Source organism: Paenibacillus koleovorans NBRC 103111, from assembly GCF_004000845.1.
GTDB classification, from domain to species: Bacteria; Bacillota; Bacilli; order Paenibacillales; family NBRC-103111; genus Paenibacillus_AA; species Paenibacillus_AA koleovorans.
Genome location: NZ_BIMA01000015.1, coordinates 12,524 through 29,284 on the forward strand (window position 1 = coordinate 12,524; position 16,761 = coordinate 29,284).

Annotated in this window: 15 protein-coding genes; 6 read left to right on the top strand and 9 right to left on the bottom strand. The window is 56.5% G+C overall.

Annotated elements, in window-relative coordinates:
- Position 1: 1 nt before the first annotated feature.
- The 3 genes from PKO02S_RS07050 to PKO02S_RS07060 form a co-directional block, all read right to left on the bottom strand.
- Positions 2 to 5,143, bottom strand: a complete 5,142-nt coding sequence (locus PKO02S_RS07050) for a polysaccharide lyase family 8 super-sandwich domain-containing protein (RefSeq protein ID WP_127580425.1) — start codon at positions 5,141 to 5,143, stop codon at positions 2 to 4.
- Between the two features lie 24 nt (positions 5,144 to 5,167).
- Positions 5,168 to 6,166: a zinc-dependent alcohol dehydrogenase gene (locus PKO02S_RS07055; RefSeq protein WP_246066869.1), complete on the bottom strand. Its 999-nt coding sequence runs from the start codon at positions 6,164 to 6,166 to the stop codon at positions 5,168 to 5,170.
- A gap of 147 nt (positions 6,167 to 6,313) precedes the next feature.
- The gene (locus PKO02S_RS07060) at positions 6,314 to 7,666 is read right to left on the bottom strand and encodes an extracellular solute-binding protein (RefSeq protein ID WP_127580429.1); all 1,353 of its coding nucleotides are present in this window, start codon (positions 7,664 to 7,666) and stop codon (positions 6,314 to 6,316) included.
- Between the two features lie 214 nt (positions 7,667 to 7,880).
- On the opposite strand from PKO02S_RS07060, the gene PKO02S_RS07065 reads away from it, so the two are divergent.
- From PKO02S_RS07065 to PKO02S_RS07080, 4 genes are all read left to right on the top strand, one after another.
- The gene (locus PKO02S_RS07065) at positions 7,881 to 8,780 is read left to right on the top strand and encodes an ATP-binding cassette domain-containing protein (RefSeq protein WP_127580431.1); all 900 of its coding nucleotides are present in this window, start codon (positions 7,881 to 7,883) and stop codon (positions 8,778 to 8,780) included.
- Complete coding sequence (locus PKO02S_RS07070; protein WP_127580433.1) at positions 8,777 to 9,607, top strand: ABC transporter permease; 831 nt, start codon at positions 8,777 to 8,779, stop codon at positions 9,605 to 9,607. Before PKO02S_RS07065 ends, PKO02S_RS07070 begins: the two co-directional genes overlap by 4 nt.
- Positions 9,608 to 9,708: 101 nt before the next feature.
- Positions 9,709 to 10,152: a carboxymuconolactone decarboxylase family protein gene (locus tag PKO02S_RS07075; protein ID WP_127580435.1), complete on the top strand. Its 444-nt coding sequence runs from the start codon at positions 9,709 to 9,711 to the stop codon at positions 10,150 to 10,152.
- Between the two features lie 123 nt (positions 10,153 to 10,275).
- Entirely contained in the window at positions 10,276 to 11,178 is a 903-nt protein-coding gene (locus PKO02S_RS07080; RefSeq protein ID WP_174819887.1) for a sigma-70 family RNA polymerase sigma factor, read from the top strand.
- Between the two features lie 27 nt (positions 11,179 to 11,205).
- Here PKO02S_RS07080 and PKO02S_RS07085 read toward each other — a convergent pair whose 3' ends face one another.
- A complete protein-coding gene (locus tag PKO02S_RS07085) occupies positions 11,206 to 11,994 on the bottom strand; it encodes a TetR/AcrR family transcriptional regulator (RefSeq protein WP_246066868.1) in 789 nt (262 codons plus the stop codon).
- A 128-nt stretch (positions 11,995 to 12,122) separates the two neighbouring features.
- On the opposite strand from PKO02S_RS07085, the gene PKO02S_RS33615 reads away from it, so the two are divergent.
- Together PKO02S_RS33615 and PKO02S_RS07090 are read left to right on the top strand one after the other, a co-directional pair.
- Positions 12,123 to 12,245 carry a hypothetical protein gene (locus PKO02S_RS33615; RefSeq protein WP_281280413.1) on the top strand — a complete coding sequence of 41 codons (123 nt, stop codon included), beginning with the start codon at positions 12,123 to 12,125 and terminating at the stop codon, positions 12,243 to 12,245.
- Between the two features lie 12 nt (positions 12,246 to 12,257).
- Positions 12,258 to 12,776 (top strand): Crp/Fnr family transcriptional regulator, encoded by a 519-nt coding sequence (locus tag PKO02S_RS07090; protein WP_127580437.1) that lies wholly within the window; start codon positions 12,258 to 12,260, stop codon positions 12,774 to 12,776.
- On the opposite strand, the gene hmpA is transcribed toward PKO02S_RS07090, so the two are convergent.
- From hmpA to PKO02S_RS07115, 5 genes are all read right to left on the bottom strand, one after another.
- Complete coding sequence (gene hmpA, locus PKO02S_RS07095) at positions 12,757 to 14,016, bottom strand: NO-inducible flavohemoprotein (RefSeq protein ID WP_127580439.1); 1,260 nt, start codon at positions 14,014 to 14,016, stop codon at positions 12,757 to 12,759. The genes PKO02S_RS07090 and hmpA overlap by 20 nt on opposite strands.
- A gap of 166 nt (positions 14,017 to 14,182) precedes the next feature.
- The gene (locus tag PKO02S_RS07100; protein ID WP_127580441.1) at positions 14,183 to 14,599 is read right to left on the bottom strand and encodes a hypothetical protein; all 417 of its coding nucleotides are present in this window, start codon (positions 14,597 to 14,599) and stop codon (positions 14,183 to 14,185) included.
- The gene (locus PKO02S_RS32260) at positions 14,596 to 15,792 is read right to left on the bottom strand and encodes a ParM/StbA family protein (protein ID WP_164821336.1); all 1,197 of its coding nucleotides are present in this window, start codon (positions 15,790 to 15,792) and stop codon (positions 14,596 to 14,598) included. The genes PKO02S_RS07100 and PKO02S_RS32260 overlap by 4 nt, the downstream gene beginning before the upstream one ends.
- A gap of 271 nt (positions 15,793 to 16,063) precedes the next feature.
- A complete protein-coding gene (locus PKO02S_RS07110) occupies positions 16,064 to 16,351 on the bottom strand; it encodes a helix-turn-helix domain-containing protein (RefSeq protein ID WP_127580443.1) in 288 nt (95 codons plus the stop codon).
- Between the two features lie 25 nt (positions 16,352 to 16,376).
- A complete protein-coding gene (locus tag PKO02S_RS07115) occupies positions 16,377 to 16,739 on the bottom strand; it encodes a type II toxin-antitoxin system RelE/ParE family toxin (RefSeq protein ID WP_127580445.1) in 363 nt (120 codons plus the stop codon).
- Positions 16,740 to 16,761: the final 22 nt, after the last annotated feature.

Consider the following 16,761-nt stretch of genomic DNA (forward strand, 5'->3'; position numbering starts at 1 on the left):
TTTATGGCCCGAATACGCGCACATTATTGACATACATTGTTCCGGTCGCCGTCGTGCTGAAGAAAAACTTAAGCTGCTCCACCGAGCTGACGCCGCTGCGGTACGCAAAGTCGTCCGCTACCTTGACTCCGTCCACATACACGTCGTACTTGTCTATTGTCGAATTCAGCACCAGTCGCATATCGTACCAAGTGTTGGCGCTGTAGGGTCGAAGTGTTGTGGCGGTAACGCCGTTGTAAGCCTTGATGTTGCCGTCCGAGGAGAACACGATAATCCCGGCGTTGGCCCCCGCTCCATCGAGCACGTAGGCGCCGCCCAAGCTGACATTGGTCTGAGCCGCCATGAGCGAATACTCCACGACCGCTGTTCCGGTAATTGCGGTAAATGCGCGTGTCGCTTCGGTCACCTGTGCGTTGTTCGTATCCTGAATGCGCAGGCTCTTATCCGACGAGCTTGGCGTGTTGACCACTTGAACGGTTCCACCTGCAGTGACGGTTGACCATCCAACCGGCAACGAACCGGAGTCAAAGCTATCGTTGACCGAATAGGTCGGTTCATCGATTCTAACAGTGCTGCGATACGTCTCCGTTTGCACCAGTTGCCCTGTCGCACTCTCGTATAGATCGGCGCTATAAATTCGGAAGTCCGCTTCACCCGAGTTGACGATTGGCAGGAATTTCACCTTGAACAAAGTCCCGTCGCCGGTCGCTCCGCTCGAGCCCGAAATGCCGATGGACAAGTAGCCCGACCTGATTTCCTGCACAGTATAGCTTAGTCCGGACAAGGTTCCGGCGGAAATGCCGACATACTCGAAGCGGCTCGGATCGTAGTTCATCAGCACACGCTCGGGTTTGATCGTATCCTCCGGATTCCTCAGCATCGCTTTCACTTCAAGCTCGGTTCCCGCCGGTACGGCGTCGTCCATCATGAGCTGCACGTCCGGCTTCGGCCGAACTCCATTGTAGAAGTACTTCTCCGCGTCCGTATACACCCTCAAGTTGTCGATATACAGTGAGCCGGTCGCTGTGGTGCTGAAGAAAAATTTGATCAACTTCAGAAAGTCGATGTTGGCGTCCCGGAAGCTGAATTGCGAAGCCTCCAGTCGGCCGTTGATGTAAATGTCGAATTTATCGGTGGTCGTATCCATATCCAGCCGGATATTGTACCAAGTGTTGGCGCTGTAAGGCATCAACGTCGTTACCGTGGACCCGTTGTAAGCTTTGATATTGCCGTCCGAGGAGAAGACCACGACGCTGGCATTGAGCGCAGCCGTATTCCCTCGCCTGTAACCGGAAACATAAGGCGCCCCTACGCTGACGTTGGTCTGACCGGCCATGACGTTGTAGTCCAATACGAGCTTGCCGGACAGATCGGCGAGCGCATGCATCGCTTCCGTCGCCTGTGTCGAGCTGGTGTCGGTTATTTTCATGCTCCTGTTGGAGGCGCTCGGCGTATTGACCAGCTCCACGGTTCCCCCGCTCGTAGTTTTCGTCCATCCCGTCGGCAGCGCTGTCCCTGCTCCGTTGAAGCCGTCATTGATTAGGTAGCGGACACCGGGCACGTCACCGCGAGTGTCCCAACCGGAGATGTCGCCAGCGGAAGGCAGCGAAGCCATGGATGAGAGTGTGCCTACCTTCACATCGTCCAGGTACACCGTCACGGACGGATCGCGAAAGCCGATCCGGATTGCTCCGATCCCCGATACCGCGCGAATCAGCGGCACCCGACGCGCCTTAAGCGCATCGTCTACATATACATCCGCCTGATCGGTAGAAGTATCGAGCACGACACGAATTTTGTACCATTGGGCCGCGTCATAGTTTTGCAGATATGTGGAATACGGGCCTTCGCTTGACTTGATTCGGCCGTTCTCCTCCAGCACAATCTCCAGAGCCGGCGCTGCCGAGGTGCTCTCGAGCAGCGACACGGTGATCGGCTCGCCGGTCTGATCCGCGCGAACCCGGAACTCCGCCGCCACTACTCCGGAGACGGGCGTGAAGCTTTTCTCCGCCTGGACGAACGTCCCTGTCGATGTTGATCTCAGCTTGTAATCCTTATCGCCGGAAGCTCCGGCAGGTACATTCACTACCCCGCTCCCTCCGGTCTGTGTCAGCGTCCAACCGGACGGCGCCGCGCCGGTCGTGCCCGAGTCGAACGAATCGTTCAAGGCGAGACTGCCGATCTGCTCGTAAGCGGGAGCCGAAGGCGTGGATGGCGTTGCTCCCGAGAATGTCCCTTGCACGATCAGCCTTGGCCCCCCGTAAGAAGCCTCCCGGCTGAGCAGCAGCAAGTTCTCGTCATCGTAGTCCGTGCCTGCAAGAAGCAGGGTGACCGTGTTGTCTCCGGCGGCTTGAGCGGCTACGTAATCCGTCACGTCCAGCTCGTAGTCCTTCTCCACGCCGCTCACGAATATCGTATCCAGCACCGACGATTCCTTGACCGGTGCGTTGCTCCATGTGACGGCTCCTTCGGTCCAGTTATCGCCCGCTCCCATCACCGTAAGCGCTGCGGCTTTGCCCGATGGAGTGGAGGAACGCACCACGAGCTTCGCACTTGTCACGGATACGATGGAGGTCACATCGAATTTCACAACCGCCTTGCGATCCAACTGATCGGCGATCGCTTCTCGGACGCTTAGCGATTTGGACGATCCGAAGTTCGTACTCGCCTGATCCTCGTGAACGGAAGCGTCGGCGGACGGTGTGTAGGTCACAACGGATGGTTGCGTCGAGCTGGCCGTATCCAGCTTGATCCGCTTGGTGGCTCCCATCGCGCCGCTCACTTGCACCGATAGGCGGATCGACGGCGTCAGCGAGAGTACCTCGATGGCTGGGTCGGATGTCACGACTTTCGCCGCGGTTTTGTTGATTTCCACTTCAATCGTACCGTTGTTTCGCTGCGTCGGGTCGGAGACGGCGATCTCCAGCTCGGTGCCGGTTTCCTTCATGGCGACCGATGCCTTCTTATCGACCGTGATGCCGCCTGCCGTCCGTTTCACATCCTGCCAGAAGTTGGCCGCTACGATATCGAGCCCGGTTTCTTCAACCGCATGCACATATTCGGAGTTTTCGAGAATCGAAATATCCGGCGAGGCGGCATAGCTCGAGACCTGCGTAGCGTTCCGATTCGGCAGCAGGACGTAAGAGTAGCCGGCATTGCTCGGATTCGTCCCGTGATCGAACCATAAGTTCATGAAACGATTCGTGTAAGACGTCGTGGAAGCGAGATCGGACACATCTTTCCAAGAACCGGTGCGGCTTTCCCGCAGTCCCTTGACGGTGGCCGACCCAGGGAAGTAGTAACCGGTGTCCGCCCCGCTAACGTTGCCCGCCAAATGAATCCAGTTGACGCCTGTCATCGTCTCGCTCCAAGGGATGGATGTCGACTTGGCGGAGCCGTTGACGGTGAGCGCATTATTCCCCGTACTGTTCAGCTTCCGGTTATCTATGATCGTCTCAATCGTACGGCTGTCGGCGCTATCGATATCCGAGCCGAGCGCCACGATTTCGTCATCGAACGCGAACCAGGACTTCTTAGCCGTCAGAGTCGTTCCGAACCCCTCCAGCTCCATGCCCGATACCCCGTAGAAATCGCCCAGCTCGACGCCGCCTACCCAGCTCTTGGTGCTCAGCTTGCTGTCGACGCCTTCCGCCCGGGCATAGTCCTGATCCAAGGTAGTGCCCGGCATCCGCTCCATATTGACGGTCGCCCAATAGTTGTCGTTGTACTGGGACAAGTCGTCATTATAGAGATAAGTCATGCCCGACGACGTGTACCAGCCCCTCTTGTTCTCGATATTGTGGTTCGCAGGCGTCCCGATCGCCTCGAAGTCGTAGACGCGGTCCGAGTACATGGCGAGTCCGAACGTATAATCCGGACGCTGCTGCACGGCTCTGTCCATGGAAGGATACTGGCGGTAGAGCTCGGGTCGAAGCGGGGTGATGCCGCCGTCCTGAACGATCGCCTTCGCTTTGATCAGACTGGTCAAAGAGGCTTTGTTGTAAAATGGAGCGTACGTATTTTCCTGCATCCATTCCTTCATGTACCGCTTGAGAAGAGCCGATTCCGCCGGCGGGGACGCATCCACCAGGATCAGCAGCGCATCCAGCAAGGCGTTGCCTTGCGAATAGTCGCTCGAGGCTTCTCTCGCAATGGTCCGGCCGTTGACCATATCCAGCAGACGTCCGCGATCCACCAGCGGGACGTACCCGTCGAAAGCCCAGTTCAGCACATTTCCCCCTCGAGGGTCGTCAATTTCCCAGCTCGTTCCGTCCAACAAGTATTTGATCTTGATAAAAGTCGAAAAATGGCCCAAACCGTAGGATCCGTTGTAAGGATGTCGATCATGGGAGATGAAGGATCCGTCTCGGTACCAGCCGTTCAAGGCTTTCACATTGTCATAAATTTTCGCTTCGAAATCGCCTAGGCGGTCGCGCACCAGCGCCAGCTTCGAGCTGTTTTTCCCAATCACCCCGCGTAAGGCGATCACTAGCGATTCCCACAGCCGGTTGGCGCCATACGAAATCGTAGTACTGGTGGAATAATTGGTCGGGTCATTGGCGAACTTGTCGACCGCATTCATGTAATTCGTCCGTTGCGTCGAGCTCAGTTGGTCATACATCAGGATGACGATATTGCACAATGTTGTAGGCGTCGAGATTTCCCACAGATGCGTGTTCACTTGCCAGGTCATCGTTTCGTTGTACTGGTTCGTGTACATCCAATCGAGCGCGTTCTTGATGTCGGTCAGCAGGGTGCCGTCCCCTTCAAGCGCAGCGCCCTTCGTCCGGTAAGCTAGCGCCAGCGCGTAGATCCGATTGTAATTTTCATAAATATAGCGGGATTCCGGGTAGTTGACGGCGGTTACATCGCTCCACAAATACGTGCGGCCTGGGGACGTGTTCAGCGTATTCCACAGATCCTGGACTTCAGTGTCGATGGAATCGACCCGTACCTGTACATCGGGGTCTGTCACGGGAAGCGAATAGAGATCCGCACCGGTTAAATAGTTGAACCATTTGATTCTCATGTCGTCATACTCGTCGGCAGCTCCCGCCTGTTGCAGGACAACGCCTTGAAAACCGGTGACAACCAACGTAACGATTAGCAAACGAATAAGCATTTTCCGAACGGCTCGCAGCAAAGGAATCCTCTCCTTGACTTCAAATTAGTCGCCGTATTCCACGATCGCGCCGACTACGGCGGCGGGGTTGCTGGCAAATTCTCCATACAGGTCGCTCATGTCGGAAAGCCTTGCTTGTTTGTTGATGAGCGAAGTCACGGCTATCCGTCCTTCTTCCAGCAATCGAATATATTCCTTCATGTTCCTCCCTTCCGTCCATCGTACATAGCCGAGCGGATAATCCCGTCCCTCGACTTCATATGCGGCGTCATATCGGCCCGGACCGCCGGCTCTTGAAATGACGACCTTCACCTCCTTGCCGAACATCTTGGAGCGAGTCAGCTCGGTCAAGATGTCCCCTACGACAACAATCGTGCCTCGATCCCGCAGCATATCGATGCCCTCGTCGATCAGGCCCGCCCGTTTGCCTCCGGCACAGATCAGCACTGCATCCGCCCCCGAGCCGTCGCTTAATCGGCGAACCGCTTCGTGAAGCTCGGCCGCCTCCAGGCACACTTCAAGACCGGGCAATCGAGGCAGCAGCGCACAGCGCGATTCCAGCAAGTCGCACGCTGCGATGCGATAGCCGGCCGCATAGCCGATTCGGGCCATAATCTGTCCGAGAATCCCCAAGCCTTGAATGACGCCGATTGCCCCGAACGACAGCTCTCCCTGCCGCAGGGCATGAATGCCGATGGCTCCTAGCCCAACGAAGGCCGCCGCCTTCATATCGACCGATGACGGCACCTTGACGGCGAGATGCTTGGGGATCAGCTGCAGCTCCGCATGCCGAACGTAAGGCCCTCCGTAGCAGGCAACGCGGTCTCCCGGCGCTACATGCTCCACTCCTTCGCCTACTTCGAGGACGATGCCGGACGCGCTGTAGCCGATCGGGGTGGGGAAGTCGTAGCCACGCCCGATCATCGTCAGCTCCGTTCCCGGACTGACGGCCGAGTACTGCGTCTTCATCAGAATGTGGCCGGGCTCTATTAGTGGCTCTTCCACCTCCAGCAATTCAACGGCACAGTTGCGGGTCACGATCATTTTCACAGACGATTCCTCCTAAGCGATTCTACGTTGTTCATATATTGTTTATATATTCACTATATAGGCGAAATGTAGGCGCTGTCAACGACAAAAAAGAGCAAAAACAAATGTTTTTGCTCAAGGGTTTTGTTAATTTATATACAATTAATGGACTATTTTTGCCGTAACCTGCTCCATACTCTCCAATCCGGCCCAATACAGCTTCAAATCTCCGCGCATTTTCAGAAATTGCCTAGGGGTCAATCCCAGCTCCGTGTAGTAGCGGAAGGTAGGAACGATCTCCCGATACATGGCAAACCTGGAGATGCCGGAGGCATGGCCCGCGCTTCTTCCCTCCGCCGCCGGCTTCAGGGCCGGCAAGCTGAACGTGTCGTTCGCGATCAGCTGCTGCCCGACGGGTCCCGTGAGGAAATCAATGAAATCGCGCGCCTCGTCCTTATGGTGAGAATGCCGGTTCAAACCGACGCCGATGTTGACCAGAAGCGTCTTGAATGCGCCTGAGGTCGGAATTGGCGCTACGTCGAACGGAAAGTCGCAGTCCTGCAATCCGTTCAGATTAAAGTAAGTCGTCATAATCATAGAAGCCTTCTGCTGCTTGAACAGCAGCTCGGCATCGTTCTCGCCTTCCAGCAGAACAAGCGGCATCCCCTGCTGAGGCTGCAGCAATTGCCTGGTGAAGGCAAGCGCCTGCTGAATCCCCTCCGTCTCCACCAGAGCGGCGCCTTGCTTGAAGCGGATTCCTTGCTGCAGCAAGAGGACGGACCAGCGGTGCTCGGAAAGCAGATAGAAATAGAAGCCGTACCGTTCCTCGCTTCTAAGCTCGCAAGCCGCTCGCATCAGCTGTTCCCAGCTCCAGCCGCTATCCGGTTCATCCAGCTTCGCCTGTTGGAAATGCCGCCGATTGTAGCAGAGAACGACCGGGGAAAATAAAAACGGACGGAGCCATAAAGCTTCCCCCTCCCGATAAACCTCCTCCAGAAAGGGGTAGGTACCGGGTACAGGCGGGAGCGGCTCCAACAACGTCCCGAGCACTCCGTCGCTCTGCAGCAGACCGAAATCCAAGTAAGGCAACGATATCGCATCCACCATGCCGCTCGTCATATAGGACTGTACGGTTTCCGTATCGATTTCCGCCGGCAGCACGATGGTCTGCACTTCGACCTCCGGCTTTAGCTTCTTATAAGCCTCGAGCAGCTGAAGCATAGCGGCGTCCCGCATAACCGATTTGTATAAGCCCAGCTTCAATTTCACTTTGTCTCGGAGCTCCGCTATCACAACATGTCCGACATTCGGAACTTTACGGACCAGCTCCTCGGCCGCCAGCAGCTCCAACGCTCCTCGAATGGAGTTGCGGCTAAGCTCGAATCTGGCGCTGAGCTCCACTTCGGACGGCAGCAGTTGCCCGGGCTGCAGAGCCCCGCTGTTGATTTCGTCTCGCAAAGCGCCAACCATCGCGTCTATTCTCGCTTGAAACGTAGCTCGATCGATTCTGCCCATAACATGTCCCTCTATTTATCAGTCTAATCTCTGTTATACCATATTCTCGCCGGAAGAAATACTGCATAGTTCATATATTGTCTATAAATCAACCCTGCGTTCTACACTCTCTACATAAGTTGGACTAAAAATCAGTCTCGAGGATGAGGTAAATGAACTGAGTGCGTAATATACTGTTTATATAACATACAATTCATGGAATGGGGGAACCTTTATGAATGTTTATGCCATTGAAGTGAAGAGCTTGCGTAAAAGCTACGGCGCTCACACGGTGCTGGACGGCATCGACCTCTCGGTGATGAAAGGCACGATCTTCGCGCTGCTCGGGCCGAACGGTGCCGGCAAAACGACGCTGATCCACATCTTGTCGACCTTGTCCAGCCCGGACGGCGGGAGTGCACGTATCGTGGGGCATGACGTCGTCACCGAACGGAGTGCGGTCCACGGCTCCATCAGTCTAACCGGCCAGTTCGCGGCGGTGGATGAAGTGTTAACCGGGCAAGAGAACCTGATGATGATGTGCCGGCTGTCCGGTTTGTCAGCAACGGAAGCCCGGACGCGAACCGCGGAGCTGCTGAAGCGTTTCGAGCTGCAGGCTGCCGCAGGGAAACGCGTGAAAGCTTATTCCGGCGGCATGCGCCGCCGGCTGGATCTGGCGCTCAGCCTCGTCGTCCCGCGTCCGGTGCTGTTCCTCGACGAGCCGACCACCGGCCTGGACACGGTTAGCCGCCGCTCGCTATGGGACATCATCCTGCAGCTCAAACGGCAGGGGATGACGATATTCCTGACAACGCAATACCTCGAAGAGGCGGATCAGTTGGCCGATGAGATCGCAGTGTTGAACAAGGGGCGGATCGTAGCCAGCGGGACGGCCGAGGAGTTGAAGGCGCGCGTCGGAGGCGAGGTTATCGAACTGCGGAATCAACTGGACGAAGTCCTCATGACCATTCCGACGAGCGGCAGCCTCTCAGATGTGCAGCATTCGTTGAGTGAAGTCGCCGCCGTTCTGCCGCCAGACGCCCGGGTCGTCATCCGCAAGCCGAGCATGGACGATGTCTTCCTAGCCTTAACCACCACCACTTCCGCCGAACACAAGGAGGTTATTCACGTATGAGTGCGAATTTGAATCCTACAACGGCATTCTCAAGCGAGCCAAGTCAGGGGCCGATTTCCCCCAAACCCGCCTCGCTGCTGACGACCAACCTCGTCTTTATCGGACGCGGCATCCGCCACAGCCTGCGCAACGTTGAATCGCTCCTCATGTCGATTATGCTGCCCGTCATGCTGATGCTGCTGTTCACCTATGTGTTCGGCGGAGCGATTACGGCAGGCGGCGACTACGTGAATTACGTCGTGCCGGGCATCATCCTGCTATGCGCCGGCTTCGGCTCCTCCAGCACGGCGGTCGACGTCGCCACAGACATGTCGAACGGCATCATCGACCGATTTCGGACGATGCCGATTAGCAGCATAAGTGCCGTCACCGGCCACGTCGCCGCAAGCCTTGCTCGCAACTTGCTCGCCACGGGCATTGTGATCGGCGTCGCCCTTCTGGTTGGATTCCGCCCCTCCGCAGGTTTCGTCGAGTGGCTAGGGGCGCTTGCTCTCATCGCCTTGTTCATCCTAACGTTCACGTGGCTGTTCGCCGCAATCGGCATGGTCACAGGCAGCCCTCAGGCGGCAAGCGGCTATGGTTTCATGCTCCTATTTCTGCCCTACCTGTCGAGCGCCTTCGTCCCGACGAACACGATGCCGTCCTGGCTGCAAGGCTTTGCCGACCATCAGCCGATCACGCCGGTTATCGAGACGATCCGCGTGCTGCTCGCTGGTCAGCCGGTTACGAGCAACGTCTGGTGGGCGGTCGGCTGGTGCTCCGCAATCCTGTTGATCGCTCTGCTCTGGTGCAGCCTCGCTTTTCGTCGGAAAGGCGGACGGCGCTAACCCAAAGCGTACCGCATTTTTCCAAAGCAACATTGTCACAAAACCGAGTCCTCCTTTGTCTAAGATAGTGAAACAACAAGGAACCTAAGGAGGACTACAAAATGCAGATGAGAATGAACCATCGCACGGCCAATCCGGCCGGTTTTCAAGCGTTGCTCAAGCTGGAGGATGCGGCGAAAAAAATGGGGCTCGATCCGGTGCTCTACGAGCTGATCAAAATTCGCGCCTCGCAAATCAACGGCTGCGCGTTCTGCCTCGATATGCATGTCGCCGATCTTCGCCAAATGGGCGAATCCGAGCAGCGGCTCACGCTCATCAGCGTCTGGCGCGAAGCGCCGATGTTCACCGACCGCGAGCGCGCGGCGCTTGCTCTGACCGAGGCGGTCACTCGCATCTCCGAAGGCGGCGTGCCTCTAACGCTCTACGAGCAAGTACGCGAGCAATTCAGCGAGAGCGAAGTCGTCGCGCTCCTCATGGCGATCAACGCGATCAATTGCTGGAACCGCATGGCGATCACGACCGGCATGTTCCCGGGCAGCATGTAATCGCACACCGCGCAACGCCAAGCCTCACCGCTGTGCGCCTACTGAAATAAGCCACCTCCGGCGGGTGGCTTGTTTCCTATTCTAGAGGTTATAGTAGTAGTATGGCCGAAAGGGGCGAATGCCATGTCAACGAACGGAACGGCAATCGAGGTTGAACAGCTCTATCGAGACTACAAGCCGCTGCTCGCTTCCATCGCCTATCGGATGCTTGGCTCCATAAGCGAGGCGGAAGATGCGGTGCAGGACGTGTTCGTCACGCTCAGCAAGGTGGATCTGCACCACATCGGACATCCGAAAGCCTATCTCGTCAAAATGATCACGAACCGCGCGTTGAATTTGATGAAAGCGGCTCCCCGTCAGCGGGAGACGTATCCCGGTCCTTGGCTACCGGAACCGATCATCGAGCTCGCATCGGAGGGCGAGCCGCAGGAACGGCTGCTGCGCCATGAGCGGCTCGGTTATGCGCTGCTCGTGCTGCTGCAGACGTGCACCCCGCCGGAGCGCGCCGTCTTCGTGCTGCGCGAGTCGCTCGGCTACGACTATGCCGACATCGCCGCGATGCTGGACAAGTCCGAAGCCGCCTGCCGCAAGCTGTTCAGCCGCGCCTCCGCCAAGATCCAGCATCGCCCCCACGAACAAACCGAGGAAGCGGCGCTCGACGCTTCGATCGATCGTTTCGTCCAGTCGTTCGCCCAAGCGATCGACTCCGGCCGGTTCGAGCCGTTCCTGCATCTGCTGACCGATGACGCGGTCATGCTGAGCGACGGCGGCGGCATCGTGCGTTCGGCACTGAAGCCGATCCTCGGCCGGGAGCGGATCATCGCCTTCTTCGCCGGCATCGGCGGCAAAGGCTCGCTCGCCGGCGAGCTGCGCCGCGTGCGCATCAGCGGACAGCACGGTTTGCTGCTCTACAAGCAAGGGAAGCCGCAATTCGCCTTCATCCTCGAGCCCGATCCGCAGCTGCAAGCGATTCGCGCCGTCTACCTCGTCTCGAATCCGCACAAATTGGGACGGATTGAGCCTTAATCGTCACCAATACCAACGAACGAATGCCTACTGCTGCTGCTTGGACCGCAGATACTGCTCTATCCCGTCCAGAATCCGCTCCAGGCCGAATTCGAGCTCATTGCCAACCGGATTTTCGGCTTCATCCGTGTAAGCCCCCGACAAGATCAGGGGGTACAAGTAAGGGAATCGTTCCGGCGTCACCAACTGCCGCAGCGCGGGGCCGAACGGGACATTCGTAATCGTCTCCGCACTTCTCCCGCCGCGCACCGCCATCTCAATGTCCCGCGCGATGAGGCCGCAAGCACGGGCGTAGCTGCTGACTAGCAGCAGGAACGACATTTTCTCATACTCGTTCAGCGGGAAATCCCTCATAATGCGAAGCATCCAATCGATCACGGCCATATTGTTCGGCCCCAGCGGTACGTTCGTCACGGGAATGTCGGCGTACCATGGATGCTGCTGGAAAATAGCGACGCATGCCCACACGTACTCCTTCATCTCATCGCGCCACGGCTTCCCTTCCACTTCCGGCGGGATCGAGATGACGCTTACCGCATCCTGCATCAGCGTCAGCAAATCTTCCTTGCTCGTCAAGTAACGATACAGCGACATCGTCGTGAACCCGAGCGACTGGGCGACCCGACTCATCGAGACCATCCCCAGCCCGTCCCGATCGGCAATCGCAACCGCCGCGTCCACGATTTTTTTCACGCTCAACTCGCCCTTCGGCCCGCGCCGAGGCTGCTTCACAATCCCCCAGCTCAGCGCGATCCCGGGCGGTAGTTGGCTCAAGCTTTGCTCATCCGGCTTTTTGCCGCCTGCCATGATGTCCATCCCCATTCATCCGTTCGAACTTGCTCCGAAAATGTATATTTCATATACAGTATAGCACACCTTGCTCCGCCTATCGCCGACCACAGAATAAACGCTTAGGAACTCTGATGAATGAAGGAGGTCGACAAATGAAAACAGACAAGGAAAACGAACCGATAAACGACGTGACAGAGCACTATCAGAAGATAATGGGGACTCCGAATAAAAAGGTTGATTTATCCACGCTACCAAATCTTCCACTTTCCGTATGAAGGAGGTTCGTTATGATTTTGCACAAAGGCGAAACATTGTTCCGACAAGGAGAGACGGGACCGCTATATCGCTTGAAAACGGGTCTGCTCAAAATTGTCCGCATCCACGAAGACGGCACCCCGCTGCTGATCAATATCATCGTGCCGGACGAGGTGATCCCGCATCATTCGCTGATCAGTCCCAAGCCTTACCACGGCTCCGCCATCGCGCTTGTGACCAGCGAGATCGAGCTGCTGCCCGCGGCTGACTGGTACCGGGAGCTGGAGCAGCATCCCGAGCGGTACCGCGATATTAGCCTGCTGCTGCAGGACAAGCTGCGCATGATGCAGCAGCGCATCGATCAGTTGTCGGAGGCGTCGCCGACGGGGAAGCTGCTCAAGCTGCAGCTGTGGTTCCAGACTTACATAGCCCCCGCCGCATTGACCGATGTGCTGACTCAGGACGAGATCGGCCAGTTGCTCGGAATACGCCGTGAAACGATCAATCGTCTGCTGCGGAAGCAAGCGGAGCCTACTTCGAAGCGGAAGTGACAGCGCCCTTCGCCTCCAACGGCTCTTCCAGGCTGCCGGATGGTCCGAAAAACTCGTAATGCCGGTCGGCTGCGGGTACGCCCCACTCCGCCAATAGATGATTGATATGGCGCATGAAGGGGACAGGTCCGCAGAAGTAGAAACTCACATCCAGCGACGGGATCACCTTCCGCAGCAAGGGCAGATTGATAAAGCCTTCGTGATCAAAAGCGCGGCGCTCCCGGTCCTGCGACGTCGGTCTGTCGTAACACCAGAACACCCGGACCTGCGGATAATGCTCGGCGATCTTCTCCACTTGCTCTCTCAAGGCATGTACGTTCCCGTTCTGAGCGGCATGGATGAATGTGACCGGGCGATTCGGATTCGTCGTAACGACCGTCTTCAGCATGCTGACGAGCGGGGTGAGCCCGACGCCGCCGCTTAGGAGGACGACCGGGCGCGTGTCGCGTTGATCCAGCGTGAAATCGCCTGCCGGCGCCGATAGCGACAGCACATCGCCTTGCTTCACTCGTTCGTGCAAGTAAGTGGACACCTGGCCCGCCGGCTTGCCGCCGATTGCATCCTCACGCTTCACGGTGATGCGGTAATACGGATAACCCGGCGCTTCGGACAAGCTATATTGGCGGATATGCGTGTTGGGCTCCCCGGGGATCTCGAGCTTCACGCTGACATACTGGCCCGGCTCGAACGTCGGCACGGCGCCTCCGTCCTGAGGCGCCAAGTAGAAGGAACGGATCACGTCGCTCTCCTTCACTACTCGGACGACCCGGAACTCGCGATAATCGGCCCAGCCGCCTGGCTGGCGCTCCGCTTGCTCGTACATCTCGGCTTCGACGTCGATGAACACTTGGGCTATGATGCCGTACGCTTCCTCCCATGCTTGGAGGATGGCCTCCGTCGCCGCTAAGCCCAGCACCTCGCGAATCGCTTTCAGCAGCGTCTGCCCGACGATCGGGTATTGCTCCGGCTTCACGCCGAGGCTGCGGTGCTTGTGCGCGATTTGCCGGATCGCCGGCAGGATTGTCTCCAGCTTGTCGATATGAAGAGCCGCGGCATAGATGGCGTTCGAGAGCGCTGTTTGCTGCCGGCCTTGGTTTTGGTTCGCGTGGTTGAACAGATTCAGCAGCTCCGGATACTCCGTGAAGAGCAGCTTGTAGAATGTCTTGGTAATCGCCGTCCCGTGCACCTCCAGGACAGGAACCGTCGATCGGATGATGCGGATCGTTTGTTGGCTTAGCATAACGATTCTCCTCGCTTTCTTAACGCTTGGGATACCCCAAGTATAGAGAAGGGAGGCTGCGATCGATGTGATCGCAGTCACAGCAATTGGCAACGATTTGTGTCTTGGGCGGCTGGGCTGGCGGCATTGCGTGATCTATCGGTTGCCGTTAGCCCCGCACGTCCCGCTAATCCCGATCCTCGTCCGCCGCCGCTTCCAGCATGAGCTTGCCGGCATTGCGTCCGGCTTGGCGGAACAGCTCTTCCGGGGTAAGGCTTGGGCGCAAGACCGGTGTCGGGATGTCGTCCTCGTATGGCTCCGCGATCTGCTCTTCGACCGGATCAGGCACGACGAATTCCGCTTCTGCACGAGTGGCGAAAAGCGCAGACAGCGGGTCGGGCTGCTGCTCCATGGCCGTAGGGATTGATTCCGGCGGCTGGCGTCTAATCTGCTCGGTCAGCAGCTCGATGATGCCTTGGCTGAAGTCGCCTTCTTCCTTGAGGCGATTCAGATAGCGGATGACCTCCGGCGGGGTATCCGCCGGTATGTACAGCGTTACATTTTTGCCCGGACGCACCAGGACCGTTTCTCTTCGTTTCCTCAATCCGAACCGCTCCCGCCTCTGGCTTTCTTCTCGGTTTCCGCACCGGCCGCCGCTTCCTGCCCATGCTGCTGCAGCGCATGCTTCAGCAAGAAGTACGTGCCGCGCACATTGCGGTACTGGCTGAACTCCGTATGATCGAACCGAATCGGCAGCCCGAGCTCCGCATTCAGCTTCTCGATCCAAGGCTGGAGCACGACCGCCCCGCCGCCGATGAACCAGAACTCATTGGCATAGCGCACATGCTTCCAGGAATTTCGCGCGTACTTGAGCACCTTTTCCGCGAGGATGCGCATATGCCGGTTGAGCAGGTTCGTCATGTCGAACGCCACTTTGCCTTCCGCGTAAATCTCATATTCCTTGTTGACGATCATGAGCGTCAGCTCCGCCGTACTCGAGATCAGCTCTTCGCCTTGAGCATTGATTTCGTTTCGGATGCTCTCCAATGCGTCGTTCAAGTAAATTTTGGCGCCTGTGGAATGCCGTTGATCCAGATCTAGTCCCGGGCGGAAAAAGGCGATATCCATATCCACACCGCCAACGTCGGCTATCCCGAATCCTTTATGCGAAAATTGCGCCTTCGCCGTCGCTTCCATATCATACACGCCGGACACATCGTCGATGCTGATGCCTGTCGGTAGCGTAAACTCCATTTCGATCGTCACCCCCTTGAACCCCGGAGTCGTGATAAATGTGATCGAATGGACGCCGCCCGTTATTTTATCCGCGAACTCTTGGCTGAACTTCGTAATTTCCCGGATCGGCAGGCCGGTTCCCAGGTTGACCAACGCTTTGATGCGGGTTTTGCCGCGCCGGATCGCGTCCTCGTGTTTCTTCGCGACCGCGTACGCCGTTGCCGTCAGGAGGGTGACCATCGTCTCCGGGCGCTGTGCCTTTTTCTGCACCGCCTTGTCGCCTACGATCTCATGCACGATGCCTTCGTCGCCGATCGCGAGATTGCCTACGTACACATGCCGGTACTGCTCCGTATTGATCGCGGGCGAGGTGATCTGCACGTCGAGGAAATCCAGGGGATCGCCTTGCTCCATGAGCAGAAACCGCTCTCCGAACGGCTGCGCCACTACATTGGGGAAAATGAAGCTGTTGTTCAAGTCGTCGTAGATGCCTTTAATGTGACTGCTTCCGTTGTCGATCGACAGATCGATGGTTGTGGCTAGTACATCGTGCTTGGCCATTCTAGTATCCTCTCCCAACCTACCATTTAGTATTGATAGAAGTTCGAGGTGGGAGGCGCGGTTTCAGTGGGTGTGTAACATTTTTTAACAGATTTAGTTCGGAAGGACCAGTAAAGTTTAAAAGTTGAACTGTAGAGTCTGAAGTTTAAAATTCGGAGTTTAGATTTTAAAATTTAGTGTATTGGAGTTTAAACTCCTCCTTATCACAATTAATACCCTGAACCCAGAAATCGGATTCAGGGTATTTTTCAACTTTCCTAAACCTAAACAACTAGCTCCCTAGAGCCCTAGTCGCCGCTTCTTCTAGGCCAATATTCATTCCAAGCGCAATTGCCACTTTCAATAGCGTTTCCATTCGGGGGACCGATGACTGTGATTCTAACCGGGCGATCTGGGATTGCGTCATACCAGTACGGTTTGCTATATCTTTCTGAGATAGTCCAAGTTGTTTTCTCCGGCGAATAATGGCGTTAACCAAAATTGCCATTTGTTTTATTGCTTCTTTTTCCACATTTGATTTATAGTCCAATTCATTATCAACAAAATCATCCCAACTCATTTTTTCACCTCCGATGATATTTGGTTTATTTGCCTTTGCGTTTCAACCAATCCTTCATCCGTTCCTCTGCGCGATCTAATTCATGCATTGGTGTAGGCCCCGTACTCTTACGAAACACAGTTAAGAGCAACAGTTTTTTCCTCCACAGGAAATACGGGATGCGATACTTACTTGGTCGCAATTCCCACATCCCATTTCTCAACGGCCGGGTATGAGGTAACCCTACTTGCGGTCCCTCTTCTCTTACCCTTGCCACCGTGTACAGAATGGAATCAAGCAGTGCCACGGCATTTTTATCCCCAGCCTTAGCCCGAAGGTTGAGATCACGGAGGAAATCTTTCACTTCAGAATTCCCCTTTGCAGTCTCATAAAAGTCGGCGTCGAACAATGGTCAAAACTCTCCCGGTATT